Source organism: Enterobacter quasimori (assembly GCF_018597345.1).
GTDB lineage: Bacteria > Pseudomonadota > Gammaproteobacteria > Enterobacterales > Enterobacteriaceae > Enterobacter > Enterobacter mori.
In genome coordinates this window covers 310994-323487 of record NZ_JAHEVU010000004.1, presented here as the reverse complement: position 1 = coordinate 323487, position 12494 = coordinate 310994, and the positions used below count along the sequence as shown (strand labels likewise).

The following is a 12494-nucleotide window of genomic DNA, read 5'->3' as shown; positions in this document are numbered from 1 at the left end:
ATTCGCGATATGAAGGTGCTGCAACACCCCCATACCGCTAACCAAAAACAACTAATTAGGAGTTGAAAATGGCTGCGACGAATTTTAAGCCAGAGTTTACCGTTTGCAAAACAGAATCAGACGCTTTTACCGGCGTGATTGAAAACCGCGAGCTGGTACGCAAAAACAGCGCACGCCGACTTCACGGCAACCAGCCCAACGCGGCGCCCCTCCATCCCCGCGCGGAAACGCCTCAGGACAGTGCCGCCTGCTGCGAACTGTATGCACGCATAGACATGAAATATCTTCTGCTGGGCGGCGAGTGGTTAACCCGTGCGGGCTTTATCAACGGCATGCCCGTAAAAATCCGCGTCATGAAAGACTGCATTGTAATTACGCCGCAGCATACAAGAGAATTATGGGGATGCCTGGAAGGGATGAGCGTGGTGAATATTAATAAGCAGAAAGTCGCGCAGTGGTTAAAAACGTTTCCGGGAGCATTAAATGACACCGGCGATATTCCGGTCATTAAGCGTAACGCCTGATAAATATCCCGGCCCTGCGCCGGGATTATTATTTATATCGTTCTCAAAACACCGGCACCCCCAGCCCAACCTTCACCTCCCTCAACGTCGCCTGCGTCACCCCCTGCGCCCGTTCCGTGCCGCGCTTCAACATCGCCATCAACTCTCCCTTGTCCTGCATATACATCGCCCTCCGCTCCCGCATTGGCGCAATCAGCTCCTGCAGGCACGCCTCCAGCTCGTTCTTGCAAACCCGGTCCCCAAGCCCACCCGCCTGATAGTGCGCCTTCATCGCCGCCACTTTGTCCTTCTCCGGATGAAACGCGTCGAGGTACGTAAACACCACGTTCCCCTCAATCTGCCCCGGGTCGCTCACCTTCAGGTGGTTCGGGTCGGTGTACATGGCGCTGACCGCACGGTGAATCGTCTCTTCGCTGGCCGAAAGGTGCAGCGTGTTGCCCAGCGATTTCGACATCTTGGCGCTGCCGTCGATGCCGGGCAGGCGGCTGGTGTCGCTCAGCATCGCCTTGCAGTGGCGCAGCACCGGGGCGGGCAGCAGGCTGTTCATCTTGTGAACAATCTCGTTGGTCTGCTCAATCATCGGCAGCTGATCGTCGCCGACGGGCACGCACTCGGCCTTGAACGCGGTGATGTCCGCCGCCTGGCTGATGGGGTAGGCCATAAACCCGACCGGCAGCGAGCGGGCGAAGCCCTTCTGCGCAATCTCGTTCTTCACCGTCGGGTTACGCTCCACGCGGGCGACGGTGACGATGTTCATGTACAGCATCGTCAGCTCGGCGAGGGCGGGCAGGGCGGACTGCAGGCAGATGGTGGTCAGGTTCGGGTCGATGCCCGCGGCGAGGTAGTCGGCCAGCACTTCGGGGATGTTGTCGCGGATCTTCTGCGGGTTGCTGCCGTTGTCGGTCAGCCCCTGCAGGTCGGCAATCAGCACAAACTGGTTGTGCGTCTGCTGGAGCGCCACGCGCTGGCGCAGCGATCCGACGAAGTGGCCGAGGTGCAGCGGGCCGGTTGGGCGGTCGCCGGTGAGGATAGTTGGTGCGTTCATAAAGACTCCTTAATGGGCAGTTGCCGAAAGGGGTCTTAGATGTGTGAAAGCCGCCTTTCGGCGGCTATCTGAAAATGGGGAAAACTACTCCGTGCCGCCTTTAAGAAGGCAGCCACCAGCGGTTTACGGTGAGGACGGCGTGGTTTATGTTCATGCTTTTACCGTACCACGTCCGGCGCGAAAAACAAAAGGGCACGTCATGCTGCAATCACTCAACCACCTGACTCTCGCGGTCAGCGACCTGCAAAAAAGCGTCACCTTCTGGCACGAGCTGCTGGGGCTGACCCTGTACGCCCGCTGGAATACCGGGGCCTATCTCACCTGCGGCGAACTGTGGGTCTGCCTGTCGTACGATGAGGCGCGCCGTTACGTGCCGCCGCAGGAGAGCGACTACACCCACTACGCGTTTACCGTGGCGGAAGAGGATTTTGAACCGTTCTCGCAAAGGCTTGAGCAGGCGGGCGTCACCGTCTGGAAGCAGAACAAAAGCGAGGGGGCGTCGTTCTATTTTCTCGACCCGGACGGGCACAAGCTGGAGCTGCACGTGGGCAGCCTCGCCGCGCGGCTGGCGGCGTGCCGCGAGAAGCCCTACGCGGGCATGGTGTTTACCTCAGACGAGGCTTGAGGCGCGCACCTTCAGCCTGCCCGCCAGCGTCACGTGCGTGGCGGCATCTTCCTGATTGCACAGGTACTCCACCGCCAGCCGTCCCAGCTCGCTATAGGGCAGCTGAATACTGGTCAGCGGCGGGGTGAGCTGTTCGGAAATCTTCTGGTCGTCGTAGCCCGCCAGCAGCATGTCCTGCGGGATGCGCACGCCGTTCACCGCCAGAGCCTGATAGCAACCAATCGCCAGCCAGTCGCTGGCGCAGAAGATGGCGTCCGGGCGCTCGGCCAGTTCCAGCAGAGAGGTGGTGGCGGTAAAGGACTCGCTGAACTGCCAGTTGGTCTGGCGCACCAGGCCGTCGTCGCACGCGAGTCCGGCCTGCTGTAGCGCCGCCTGGTAGCCCGCCAGACGCTGGCGGGAGGCCTCCATCCAGCTCTCTCCGGTGATGTGGGCGATGCGCGTGGCCCCGCAGGCGATGAGGTGTTTAGTCACCTGGAAAGCGTTGGCGTAGTCGTCCGGGATAAACGACGGCAGCAGCGGCGAGCCGGGGTCGCGCTGGTTGAGCAGCACCAGCGGGATGCGGGTGCAGTCCTGGAATGCCGTCATGTCCACCAGCGTGGTGACCGGTGAGGCGAGGACAATCCCGATGCAGTTGCGCTTCTCCAGCTGGCGGATGATGTTCAGCGCCAGCTCGATGTCGTCGCCGTAGTCGTAGACGGTGAGCAACGTTTCATTGCGCCACGCGGCTTCCCGCGCCTGGCTGATGGCGTCGATAAACGGGTCAAAGCTCTGCAGCGAGCTGACCAGCAGGGCGATCTCTTCCTGGTTGCGCGGGGCGTGAACGGCGGGGAGGCGGTCGTAGCCGAGCTCGGTGGCGACGCCAATCACCCGCTGGCGGGTGTCGTCGCTGAGCTTGATGTTGCGGGACTGGTTAAGCACCAGCGATACCGTCGCCTGCGACACCCCTGCCGCCCGCGCAATATCGTTCATCGTCACTTTTGTTTTTCGCTTCATCCGTCCTCTCCCTTTCGCGAATTCGCATCATACCCTAACCGCACGCTTACGCGCCGTTGATCACGTTTCTCATTCATCGAAGCGTGAACTTTGTGAGGGGCATCGCTTTTCTTCGTGCGGGAAATTGCGCATTTATCCCGCAGCTAATATTTATTAGCTAAATATTATCAGTAAGAGGACGCGTAATGAAAGAGCAGTGGAGCAGGGAGCAGGCACAGGCTTGGTATCAGCAGAAGGGCTGGCTGTGCGGGTTTAACTATCTGCCGTCGACGGCGGTGAACTGGACCGATATCTGGCAGGCGGAGACCTTCGATGCCGCCACCATCGAGCGCGAGCTGGGCTGGGCGGCGGAGGCGGGCTACAACACCCTGCGCATTAACCTGCCGTTTATCGTCTGGGAGCACGACCGCGACGGGCTGATGGCGCGCATCGACCAGTTTTTGACGATTGCCGACGGCCACGGGTTCAGCACCATGCTGACCCTGATGGATGACTGCGGCTTCTCTGGCGACGAGCCGTATCTCGGCCCGCAAAAGCCGCCAGTGCCGGGCAAGCACAACAGCCAGGCGGCGGCGAGTCCGGGGCGCGACAAGGTGTGCGATCCGGACTGCTGGGCAGACATTGAACGCTATATCCGCGACGTTGTCCGCCAGTTCCGCGAGGATAAGCGCGTGCTGTTGTGGGATCTCTACAACGAGCCGGGCAACCGCGGCATTTTCGCGACGGGCACGCAGGAGGTGCAGTACGACGCGAAGCTGGAGACCTGCGCCCATGAGCTGATGAAGCTGGCGTTCCGGTGGGTGCGTGAGGAGGACCCGACCCAGCCGCTCACCGTCTGCGCGTGGCGCCTGCCGCCGGAAGAGGAGGGCGAGACGTTCTTCCAGCATCCGCTGGACCAGACCGCACTGGCGCTCTCGGACGTGGTGAGCTTCCACGCCTACACCCACACCGGGCGGATGACGGCGATTATCCAGCAGCTGCAACAGCTCGGACGACCGCTGTTCTGTACCGAATGGCTGGCGCGCCACGTGGGCAGCACCATCGAAGAGCAGCTCCCGCTGATGTACGCGGCGAAGGTCGCGCCGTATCAGTGGGGGCTGGTGCGCGGCAAAACCCAGACGTGGCTGCCGTGGCCGGTGGTGATGAAAGAGTCCACGGACTACTGCCGTCTCTGGTTCCACGACGTGTTTGAGGAGAACGGCATTCCGTTCTCGCGCCGTGAAATCGCCCTGATGCAGCAGTTGCGCAAGATCGCCCCGCAGGCGCAGGACTAATAATATCGACCCGGCGGTCCACCGCCGGGCAACCAGGCAGGCATATAACAATGGCAACGACAATGAAAATACCGTCTCGCGAGCTGTGGTCTTATTTTGGTTATGGTTTAGGTCAGTGTTTTAGCTTTGGTTTAGTGGGTTCGTTTATTAACTATTTTTACACCGACGTGCTGGGGATCTCGGCACTGGCGGCGAGCACCATCTTCCTGATTGCCCGCGCGTGGGACGCGGTTCACGATCCGCTGTTTGCCAGCATTATGGATACCATTAACAGCCGGTTCGGCAAGTTTCGCCACTTTTTGCTGATCGCCCCGCTGCTGATCACCGGCGTCACGCTGCTGTCGTTCTATAAAATCGAAGCGGACATGACCACCAAAATCCTCTACGCCGGGGTGACGTATATCCTGTGGGGGACGCTGTACGCCATCTCCGATATCCCGTTCTGGTCGATGTCGTCGGTGATGACCAACGACTCCGGGCAGCGCACCCGCGCGGTGACGGCGGCGATGCTCGGGGTGAACGCCGGGATTGCCTGCGCCAACATCTTCTTCCCGAAGCTGGCGGCCTATTTCGCCCAGTACAGCAACGATAAAGGCTACTTTATGGCGGCGCTGGTGATGATGCTGGTGGGCCTGCCGCTGATGCTTAACGGCTTTATGCAGATCAAAGAGCGCGTGCCGCCGAGCCCGGAGAAGGTGACCATCCGCGACACCTTCCACAACCTGCGTCAGAACAAGCCGCTGTTTATCGTCCTGCTGTCGTTCTTCTTCTGCGTGTTCCACAACGTGGCGGGTGGTCTCTATATCTACTTCTTTATCAACAACCTGGGCGACGGCAGCCTGCAGATGGCGATTGGCGTGATGGGGATAGTCGCGGCGGTGCTGTGCCTGGTCGCCCCGATGCTGACGCGCCGGATGCAGAAGCGGAAGCTGTTTATGATCCTCTGCGGGCTGGACGTGGCGGTGCGCGTGGTGATGTGGTTTGTTGGCTATCAGCAGGTGACGATGCTGTTTATTCTGCTCGGCCTGAGCACGCTGTTCGTGATGATGACCAACATCCTCACCTCGTCGATGATTGCCGACACCATCGAGTACGCGGAGTACCACACCCACAAGCGCTGCGCGGCGATCACCTTCTCCGGGCAGACCTTCACCGGCAAGATGTCGGTGGCGGTGGGCGGCGGGCTCATCGGCGTGTTTTTGACGATGATCGGCTACGTGCCGCAGGCGCAAATCCAGAGCGAGAGCGTGTTGTCGGGGCTGTTCTTCGGGATTTGCCTGCTGCCGGCGATAGGCTCGCTGATCCGCATGGGCTTTATGTCGCGCTTTACCTTTACCGAGGAGAAGCACGCGGAGATTTGTCGGCTGCTGGCGGAGCGCAACGCGTCTGCGAAAGCGCCGGGTGGCGGCTGCGCCTTACCCGGCCTACAGAAAATTACAGCGACTTCACAAACGCCAGCAGATCTTCGTTAAGCTGGTCCTGGTGGGTCAGCGCGAAGCCGTGCGGCGCGTTGTCGTAAACCTTCAGCGTGGCGTTTTTGATCGTCTCTGCCGCCAGCTTGCCGGTGCTTTCAAACGGCACGATCTGGTCGTTGCTGCCATGGATCACCAGCGTCGGCACGTCGATTTTCGCCATATCCGGGCGGAAGTCGGTTTCGCCGAAGGCGGTCACGCAGTCGATGGTGCCCTTCAGGGACGCCAGCAGGGCGATGTTCAGCGTCTGGGTCAGGGCACCGGCGGAAACGGTCTGCCCGGCGTTGGTGCCGTAGAACGGGGTGGCGAAGTCGCTGATGAACTGGGCGCGATCTTTACGAAGTCCGTCGCGAATGCCGTCGAACACGCTCTGATCCACACCCTGCGGGAAGGTCTCAGATTTACCAAAGATTGGCGTGACCGCGCCCAGCAGCGCCAGACCGGCCACGCGCGCGCTGCCGTAGTTGTTGATGTAGCGGGTCACATCGCCGCCGCCCATGGAGAAGCCCACCAGCGTCACGTCCTGGAGGTCCAGGGTGGTGATCAGGTCGTTAATGTCGGACGCAAAGGTGTCGTAGTCGTAGCCGTTCCACGGCTGATCCGAGCGGCCAAAGCCGCGGCGGTCAAAGGCGATGGCGCGGAAGCCGCGCTCGGCCAGGTAGTTCAGCTGGCTGTCCCACATGTCGCCGTCCAGCGGCCAGCCGTGGCTGAAGAGAACCGGTTTGCCCGCGCCGCCTTCTTTGTAGTAAATCTGCGTGCCGTCTTTTGCCTTAAACGTTGCCATAGTGTATTCCTGTGCAGGTGATGGTTATGGTTATACCGGCGCGACCAGATAACGAATTGCCGGTGATGTTGTGCCCTGATGAAAAGCCAGAACGCGGCTCTGCAGCAGGAGGTCATTCATAGTGTGGCGCTCCTGCTGGCGCAGATGCTCAATCCACGAGCCCATCAGGAAGGTCTCGATAAACAGGCCGGGACGCTCAATATCCTCGTACACCGCCCAGCTCATCGCCCCGGCGCGGCGTCGCACCCGGCGCAGCTCGTGGACCGCCTCCAGGAAGGCTTTTGCGTTGTGCGGGTCGATGATGTACTCGTGCGAGACCAGCACCGGGCCACGCTCGTTCGGCAGGTCGATCTCCACGCCGTCCAGCGGCTGGCCGCTCAGGTCGAGGTTTAATTCCGGATCTTTCTCCAGCTTCCAGCGGAATACGGTGGCGCTTGCCAGCACCATCCCCAGCGTGGCGACAACCAGCGCGGTCGGGGTGCCGAACCGGGAGGCAATCTGCCCCCAGATGGCGCTGCCCGTGGTCATCGAGCCGAAGAACACCGTCAGGTAGACCGCCAGCGCGCGGGCCTTCACCCAGCGGGCGGCGCTGCGCTGGGCACCGAGGTTCAGCGTCGAGAGCACCGCAATCCACGCGAAACCGGTGAAGAACTCAAACAGGTTGAGCAGCCAGACGTGGCGCACAAACGCCAGCGCCAGCATGGTGAGGGCAAAGACCAGGCTCGCGGCCACCATCAGGCGGTCGGCGTTCAGCCGCTGGCGCAGGCGCGGCAGCAGGATGGCCCCGGCAATCGCCCCCAGTCCAATGCACGCCAGCATCACGCCGTAGCCCGCCGGGCCCAGGCCCAGCTCGCGGCGCGCCACCAGCGGCAGCAGCGCCCAGCCCGCGCTGCCAAAGACAAAGAACGCCACGGTACGCACCAGCACGTTGCGCAGCACCGGGGCGGCGTGCACGTAGCGGATGCCGGTGCGCACCGCAGAGAAGAAGTGCTCCGGCGGCAGACGCTGAATGGACGGGGCCGGACGCCAGCGCCACAGTACCCACGCCACGCCCACCACGGACAGCGCGTTCAGGGCAAACACCATCCACGGCCCGGCGAGCGACAGCAGGAAACCGCCCAGCGCGGGGCCAATCGCCCGGCTGATGTTCACCCCGAGCGAGTTCAGCGCCACGGCGGCGCCCAGCTCCGGCTTGCTCACCAGATCGGGCACCACGGCCTGGAACGGCGGCGAGCTCATCGCCGCCCCCACGCTCAGCAGAAACGTCGCCACCAGCAGCACGGTCGGGGTGACGTGTCCGGTGAAGGAGAGCGCCGTCAGCCCGGCGGCGGCGATGAACACCCACAACTGGGAGAAGAGCAGGTATTTACGCCGGTCAACGATGTCCGCCATCACCCCGGACGGCAGGGCGAAGAGGAACATCGGCAGGCTGCTGGCCGCCTGCACCAGCGCGATATCCAGCGGGTCGGCGCTCAGGGTCAGCATGCTCCAGTTGATGCCGACGTCGCTCATCCATGAGCCGACGTTAGAGACCACCGTGGCGATCCACAGCATGCGGAACACCGGCTGGCTCAGCGGCTGCCAGGGTGAAACCGTCGATGCGGGCGTCGTCTCGACGTGTGCGTCGCGAACGTCGTTAACCTGGGTCATGCGAACCTCTCCGTTGCCTTACGCTGCAGCCGCCACTGGCCCGGCCCGGTGAGGGCGAGAGTGGTGAAGATAATCAGCAGCAGCCAGCCAAACTGCCCTTCGGCAATCGACCAGTTCGGGTGGACCGCCAGCATCGCCACCAGCAGCACGGCGATAATCGGCAGGCACGCCAGGCGGGTGTAGACGCCCGCAACGATCAACAGCGGGCAGATCACCTCGGCGACAATCGCCGGGATCAGGCTCGCGTAAGGCCCGAAGCCGAACGGATCTTCAATGCGCGTCAGCTCTTCGCTGAAGTGCAGCATCTTCGGCAGGCCGTGCACATAGAGCAGCAGCAGGCTGCCGGTCAGGCGCAGGAAGAACAGCCCCAGGTCGATCCGGGGCGGCATGGTAGTGTTTTTCATCAGAATGCAAAGCAGCTGCAGCCCAGCGCCCCCCAGAAAGCGTTATCGTCGGACACCGGCATCGCTGACGTGCGGGCGAAATCGTGCTGGTGGCTGTGAACCCCGCACGGGCCGCTGCAGTGGTGGACGGCGCTCATGCCCACGCGTGCGGCCTGCGGCGGCGCGCTGCGGTAGTGGCCCGGCACCTTCACCACCGGGGACCACTCGGGCAGGACCGGGATGGCCGGCGGCGCGAGCGGGCCAAAGCTGCCCGTGGCGTAAACGATATCGCCGTTGACCACCGTGAGAACGGACTCGATGCCCTTGATCTCCTCTTCCGGCACGCGGAAGTAGTCTTTGCTCAGCACCGCCAGGTCGGCAAGCTGGCCGACTTTAATCTGCCCCTTCTGGTTCTGCTCGCTGGAGAACCACGCGCTGCCCTGGGTCCAGAGCATCAGGGCCGTATCGCGGTCCAGACGGGCGCTGTGATCGTACATCTGCATCCCGCCGACGGTGCGGCCGGAGACCAGCCAGTAGAGCGCGGTCCACGGGTTGTAGCTCGCCACGCGGGTGGCGTCCGTTCCCAGGCCCACCGGTACGCCGGTCTCGAGCATTTTCGCCACCGGCGGCGTGTGGCGGGTGGCTTCGATGCCGTAACGCTCGGCAAAGTATTCCCCCTGGAAGGCCATGCGGTGCTGCACGGCAATGCCGCCGCCGAGCGCTTTGATGCGGTCGATGTTGGCCTGTGACACGGTTTCCGCATGGTCGAAGAACCAGTGCAGGCCGTTGAACGGAATGTCGCGGTTCACCTTCTCGAACACGTCCAGCATGCGGCTGATGGATTCGTTATAGGTGGCGTGCAGGCGGAACGGCCAGCGGTGCTCCACCAGATGGCGTACCACGCGCTCCAGCTCGTCCTCCATGCCCGGCGCGAGATCCGGGCGCGGCTCGAGGAAATCTTCAAAATCGGCGGCGGAGAAGACCAGCATCTCGCCCGCGCCGTTGTGGCGGAAGAAGTCGCTGCCCTGGCCCGGCGTGAGCATGTCGGTCCATTTTTCAAAGTCTTCCAGCTCGTGGCCCGGGCGCTGGGTAAAGAGGTTGTAGGCGATGCGGATGGTCATCTGCTTTTTCGCGTGCAGCTCGGCGATCACCTCGTAATCTTCCGGGTAGTTCTGGAAGCCGCCGCCCGCGTCGATGGCGCTGGTCAGCCCCAGTCGGTTGAGCTCGCGCATGAACTGGCGGGTGGAGTTAACCTGCTGCTCCAGCGGCAGCTTCGGCCCTTTGGCCAGCGTGGCGTAGAGGATCATGGCGTTCGGACGGGCGATCAGCATCCCGGTCGGGTTGCCGTTGGCGTCGCGCTGGATCTCGCCGCCCGGCGGGTTTGGCGTGTCTTTGGTGTAGCCGACCACCTTCAGCGCGGCGCGGTTGAGCAGGGCGCGGTCATACAGGTGCAGGATGAAGACCGGGGTATCCGGCGCGGCGTCGTTAATTTCGTCCAGGGTCGGCATGCGACGCTCGGCAAACTGGAACTCGGTCCAGCCGCCCACCACGCGCACCCACTGGGGCGACGGGGTGCGCAGCGCCTGCTCTTTCAGCATCCGCAGGGCGTCGGCCAGGGAGGGCACGCCTTCCCAGCGCAGCTCGAGGTTGTAGTTCAGCCCGCCGCGGATCAGGTGCAGGTGCGAGTCGTTCAGGCCGGGGATGGCGGTGTGGCCTTTTAAGTCGACCACTTTGGTGCCGTCGCCGTGGTGCTGCATCACCTCGGCGACGGTACCCACTTCCAGAAATTTTCCGTCGCGCACGGCAACGGCTTCCGCGACAGGATTCTCGCGATCGACGGTGTGAAACTGGCCGTTAACCAGAATGAGATCGGCTTTACCGAGGGTAACCATAACTGCTCCTGACTGAGAGGGGAATGGTCAGGATTATGGGAACCGGTTTCGGCAAAGATCCAGTTATACAATAGGATAGGTATACCAAAGTATAACTATACCTAAGGTTAACTATACGAAGAGATAATTACGCGCGGAGAGGGAAAACCGCAGGATGAGGGTGACTTTATCGTCGCGGCGCTCGCGGCGATTTATACCCTTAACCACTGGAAAATGCTATGACCTCTTCAAAGCTCGAAGTGTTAACCCCTGCGAACTGTCAGATCATCTTTATCGATCATCAGCCACAGATGGCGTTTGGCGTGCAGTCAATTGACCGCCAGGTGCTGAAAAACAACACCGTGGCGCTGGCGAAAGCGGCTAAGGTGTTCAACATCCCGACCATCATCACCACCGTAGAGACCGAAAGCTTCTCCGGTAACACCTATCCTGAGCTGCTGGACGTGTTCCCGGGTCAGGACATTCTGGAGCGTACCTCCATGAACTCCTGGGACGACCAGAAGGTGCGCGACGCGCTGAAGGCCAACGGCAAGAAGAAGGTCGTGGTGGCCGGTCTGTGGACCGAAGTGTGCAACAACAGCTTTGCCCTGTGCGCGATGCTGGAAGGCGACTACGAAATTTATATGGTGGCGGACGCGTCCGGCGGCACCTCCAAAGAAGCCCACGACTACGCGATGCAGCGCATGATCCAGGCGGGCGTGATCCCGGTGACCTGGCAGCAGGTAATGCTGGAGTGGCAGCGCGACTGGGCGCGTAAAGAGACCTACACCGCGGTGATGGACATCGTGCGCGAGCACTCCGGCGCGTACGGCATGGGCGTGGATTACGCCTACACCATGGTGCATAAAGCGCCGTCTCGCCAGAAGAGCGAGCACCGCACCTTAGCGCCGGTCCCGGCTCGCTAAGTCCCGTCGGCGGGCTGGTCCCTCATCCGGCTCGCCGCTGTCTCTTTCTCTGGAGTTCACGATGAGTACTGGGCTGATATCCCTTGCGGCAGGCGTGTTGATTGGCCTGATGTATGCCGTGCTGAAGGTGCGCTCCCCCGCGCCGCCCGCGCTGGCGCTGATTGGCCTGCTCGGGATGCTGGCGGGCGAACAGGCGACGCGCCATCTCTTATCCCGCGACGGCGCCCCACCTCCTCAGGTGACCGTTCCGCAGGCGGCATCGCAGACGGGAGCGTCATCATGAAAGCATGGATAATTTCGCTGGTGTGCGGCGTGGTTGCTGGGGTAATTTACGCTCTGCTCGACGTCCATTCCCCGGCACCGCCGGTTGTCGCCCTGCTTGGCCTGTTCGGCATGCTGGTGGGCGAACAGCTCATCCCGGTGGGACGACGTTTACTGAGTCGCGAACCGCTCACCCTCGCCTGGTTTCGTCACGAATGCGTACCGAAAATCAGCGGCACGGCGCCCCCTGCGCCCGCGAAGGACCCTCGCGACGTTAAATGACTGGTTAGAGGAATAACAGCATGACGCTGCCGTGGCGCATTGCCATCATTGATGACGAACGTTCCGTCCGCAGCGGGTTGAGTAATCTCCTGGAGTCGGAAGGCTATTCAACCGACACGTTTGATTCGGCAGAGGTATTTCTGAGCCATCCGCTTGCCCTGTCCGGCGCGGCGCTGGTGATCACCGATATCAAGCTCCGGGGCATGAGCGGCCTTGAGCTGTTTGACAAGCTGCGGCTGCTGGCCGTACCGCCTCCGCCCGTGCTCTTTATCTCCGGCCATGCTGATGAAAATATGCAGCGGTATGCTCTCGGTCTGGGCGCCGCTGCTTTTTTGCGTAAGCCGATTAACATCGATATTCTGCTGGATCATATTCAGCGGGAGCTGGCCCGCCGACAATAAGGA

At 62.0% G+C, this 12494-nt stretch carries 14 protein-coding genes; 8 read left to right on the top strand and 6 right to left on the bottom strand.

All coding sequences use genetic code 11. The features are described from left to right. Window positions 1–68: 68 nt before the first annotated feature. Complete coding sequence (locus KK102_RS17160; RefSeq protein WP_216358089.1) at window positions 69–524, top strand: SymE family type I addiction module toxin; 456 nt, start codon at window positions 69–71, stop codon at window positions 522–524. Window positions 525–567: 43 nt separating this feature from the next. Here the strand turns inward: KK102_RS17160 and trpS are convergent, their stop codons facing one another. After that, window positions 568–1569 carry a tryptophan--tRNA ligase gene (trpS, locus tag KK102_RS17155; RefSeq protein ID WP_216358088.1) on the bottom strand — a complete coding sequence of 334 codons (1002 nt, stop codon included), beginning with the start codon at window positions 1567–1569 and terminating at the stop codon, window positions 568–570. A gap of 199 nt (window positions 1570–1768) precedes the next feature. Between trpS and fosA the strand changes: the two genes are divergently transcribed. After that, a complete protein-coding gene (fosA, locus tag KK102_RS17150; protein ID WP_216358087.1) occupies window positions 1769–2194 on the top strand; it encodes a FosA/FosA2 family fosfomycin resistance glutathione transferase in 426 nt (141 codons plus the stop codon). On the opposite strand, the gene KK102_RS17145 is transcribed toward fosA, so the two are convergent. Then, on the bottom strand, window positions 2180–3187 hold the full coding sequence (locus KK102_RS17145; protein ID WP_216358086.1) for a LacI family DNA-binding transcriptional regulator: 1008 nt from the start codon (window positions 3185–3187) through the stop codon (window positions 2180–2182). The two genes, fosA and KK102_RS17145, sit on opposite strands and share 15 nt — an antisense overlap. A gap of 185 nt (window positions 3188–3372) precedes the next feature. Between KK102_RS17145 and KK102_RS17140 the strand changes: the two genes are divergently transcribed. After that, window positions 3373–4461 carry a cellulase family glycosylhydrolase gene (locus KK102_RS17140; RefSeq protein ID WP_216358085.1) on the top strand — a complete coding sequence of 363 codons (1089 nt, stop codon included), beginning with the start codon at window positions 3373–3375 and terminating at the stop codon, window positions 4459–4461. Between the two features lie 50 nt (window positions 4462–4511). After that, window positions 4512–5933: an MFS transporter gene (locus tag KK102_RS17135; RefSeq protein WP_111964152.1), complete on the top strand. Its 1422-nt coding sequence runs from the start codon at window positions 4512–4514 to the stop codon at window positions 5931–5933. Here KK102_RS17135 and KK102_RS17130 read toward each other — a convergent pair. Genes KK102_RS17130 through KK102_RS17115 form a run of 4 tightly spaced genes read right to left on the bottom strand, consistent with a single transcriptional unit; the run spans window position 5896 to window position 10642 of the window. After that, window positions 5896–6717, bottom strand: coding sequence for an alpha/beta fold hydrolase (locus KK102_RS17130; protein ID WP_216358084.1), 822 nt, complete (start codon window positions 6715–6717; stop codon window positions 5896–5898). The genes KK102_RS17135 and KK102_RS17130 overlap by 38 nt on opposite strands. Before the next feature lie 30 nt (window positions 6718–6747). Continuing rightward, window positions 6748–8367: an MFS transporter gene (locus KK102_RS17125; RefSeq protein ID WP_216358083.1), complete on the bottom strand. Its 1620-nt coding sequence runs from the start codon at window positions 8365–8367 to the stop codon at window positions 6748–6750. Beyond that, window positions 8364–8771, bottom strand: a complete 408-nt coding sequence (locus tag KK102_RS17120) for a DoxX family protein (RefSeq protein ID WP_216358082.1) — start codon at window positions 8769–8771, stop codon at window positions 8364–8366. Before KK102_RS17120 ends, KK102_RS17125 begins: the two co-directional genes overlap by 4 nt. Further along, window positions 8771–10642 (bottom strand): amidohydrolase, encoded by a 1872-nt coding sequence (locus KK102_RS17115; protein WP_216358081.1) that lies wholly within the window; start codon window positions 10640–10642, stop codon window positions 8771–8773. Before KK102_RS17115 ends, KK102_RS17120 begins: the two co-directional genes overlap by 1 nt. Window positions 10643–10860: 218 nt before the next feature. Here KK102_RS17115 and KK102_RS17110 point away from each other — a divergent pair, with 218 nt between their 5' ends. The 4 genes from KK102_RS17110 to KK102_RS17095 all read left to right on the top strand — a co-directional run bounded on the left by KK102_RS17110 (window position 10861) and on the right by KK102_RS17095 (window position 12491). Next, the gene (locus tag KK102_RS17110; RefSeq protein ID WP_008501349.1) at window positions 10861–11547 is read left to right on the top strand and encodes a hydrolase; all 687 of its coding nucleotides are present in this window, start codon (window positions 10861–10863) and stop codon (window positions 11545–11547) included. Window positions 11548–11608: 61 nt separating this feature from the next. After that, the gene (locus KK102_RS17105; protein ID WP_024909508.1) at window positions 11609–11830 is read left to right on the top strand and encodes a DUF1427 family protein; all 222 of its coding nucleotides are present in this window, start codon (window positions 11609–11611) and stop codon (window positions 11828–11830) included. Next, window positions 11827–12090 carry a XapX domain-containing protein gene (locus tag KK102_RS17100; RefSeq protein ID WP_024909507.1) on the top strand — a complete coding sequence of 88 codons (264 nt, stop codon included), beginning with the start codon at window positions 11827–11829 and terminating at the stop codon, window positions 12088–12090. The genes KK102_RS17105 and KK102_RS17100 overlap by 4 nt, the downstream gene beginning before the upstream one ends. 20 nt (window positions 12091–12110) lie before the next feature. Beyond that, window positions 12111–12491, top strand: a complete 381-nt coding sequence (locus tag KK102_RS17095; protein WP_008501346.1) for a response regulator transcription factor — start codon at window positions 12111–12113, stop codon at window positions 12489–12491. The last annotated feature ends 3 nt before the right edge of the window (window positions 12492–12494 follow it).

What these genes read in the sequence shown, in the direction of transcription:
- KK102_RS17160 (WP_216358089.1), top strand. Translation starts at nt 69, where the DNA reads ATGGCTGCGACGAATTTTAAGCCAGAGTTTACCGTTTGCAAAACAGAA.
- trpS (WP_216358088.1), bottom strand. Translation starts at nt 1,569, where the DNA reads ATGAACGCACCAACTATCCTCACCGGCGACCGCCCAACCGGCCCGCTG.
- fosA (WP_216358087.1), top strand. Translation starts at nt 1,769, where the DNA reads ATGCTGCAATCACTCAACCACCTGACTCTCGCGGTCAGCGACCTGCAA.
- KK102_RS17145 (WP_216358086.1), bottom strand. Translation starts at nt 3,187, where the DNA reads ATGAAGCGAAAAACAAAAGTGACGATGAACGATATTGCGCGGGCGGCA.
- KK102_RS17140 (WP_216358085.1), top strand. Translation starts at nt 3,373, where the DNA reads ATGAAAGAGCAGTGGAGCAGGGAGCAGGCACAGGCTTGGTATCAGCAG.
- KK102_RS17135 (WP_111964152.1), top strand. Translation starts at nt 4,512, where the DNA reads ATGGCAACGACAATGAAAATACCGTCTCGCGAGCTGTGGTCTTATTTT.
- KK102_RS17130 (WP_216358084.1), bottom strand. Translation starts at nt 6,717, where the DNA reads ATGGCAACGTTTAAGGCAAAAGACGGCACGCAGATTTACTACAAAGAA.
- KK102_RS17125 (WP_216358083.1), bottom strand. Translation starts at nt 8,367, where the DNA reads ATGACCCAGGTTAACGACGTTCGCGACGCACACGTCGAGACGACGCCC.
- KK102_RS17120 (WP_216358082.1), bottom strand. Translation starts at nt 8,771, where the DNA reads ATGAAAAACACTACCATGCCGCCCCGGATCGACCTGGGGCTGTTCTTC.
- KK102_RS17115 (WP_216358081.1), bottom strand. Translation starts at nt 10,642, where the DNA reads ATGGTTACCCTCGGTAAAGCCGATCTCATTCTGGTTAACGGCCAGTTT.
- KK102_RS17110 (WP_008501349.1), top strand. Translation starts at nt 10,861, where the DNA reads ATGACCTCTTCAAAGCTCGAAGTGTTAACCCCTGCGAACTGTCAGATC.
- KK102_RS17105 (WP_024909508.1), top strand. Translation starts at nt 11,609, where the DNA reads ATGAGTACTGGGCTGATATCCCTTGCGGCAGGCGTGTTGATTGGCCTG.
- KK102_RS17100 (WP_024909507.1), top strand. Translation starts at nt 11,827, where the DNA reads ATGAAAGCATGGATAATTTCGCTGGTGTGCGGCGTGGTTGCTGGGGTA.
- KK102_RS17095 (WP_008501346.1), top strand. Translation starts at nt 12,111, where the DNA reads ATGACGCTGCCGTGGCGCATTGCCATCATTGATGACGAACGTTCCGTC.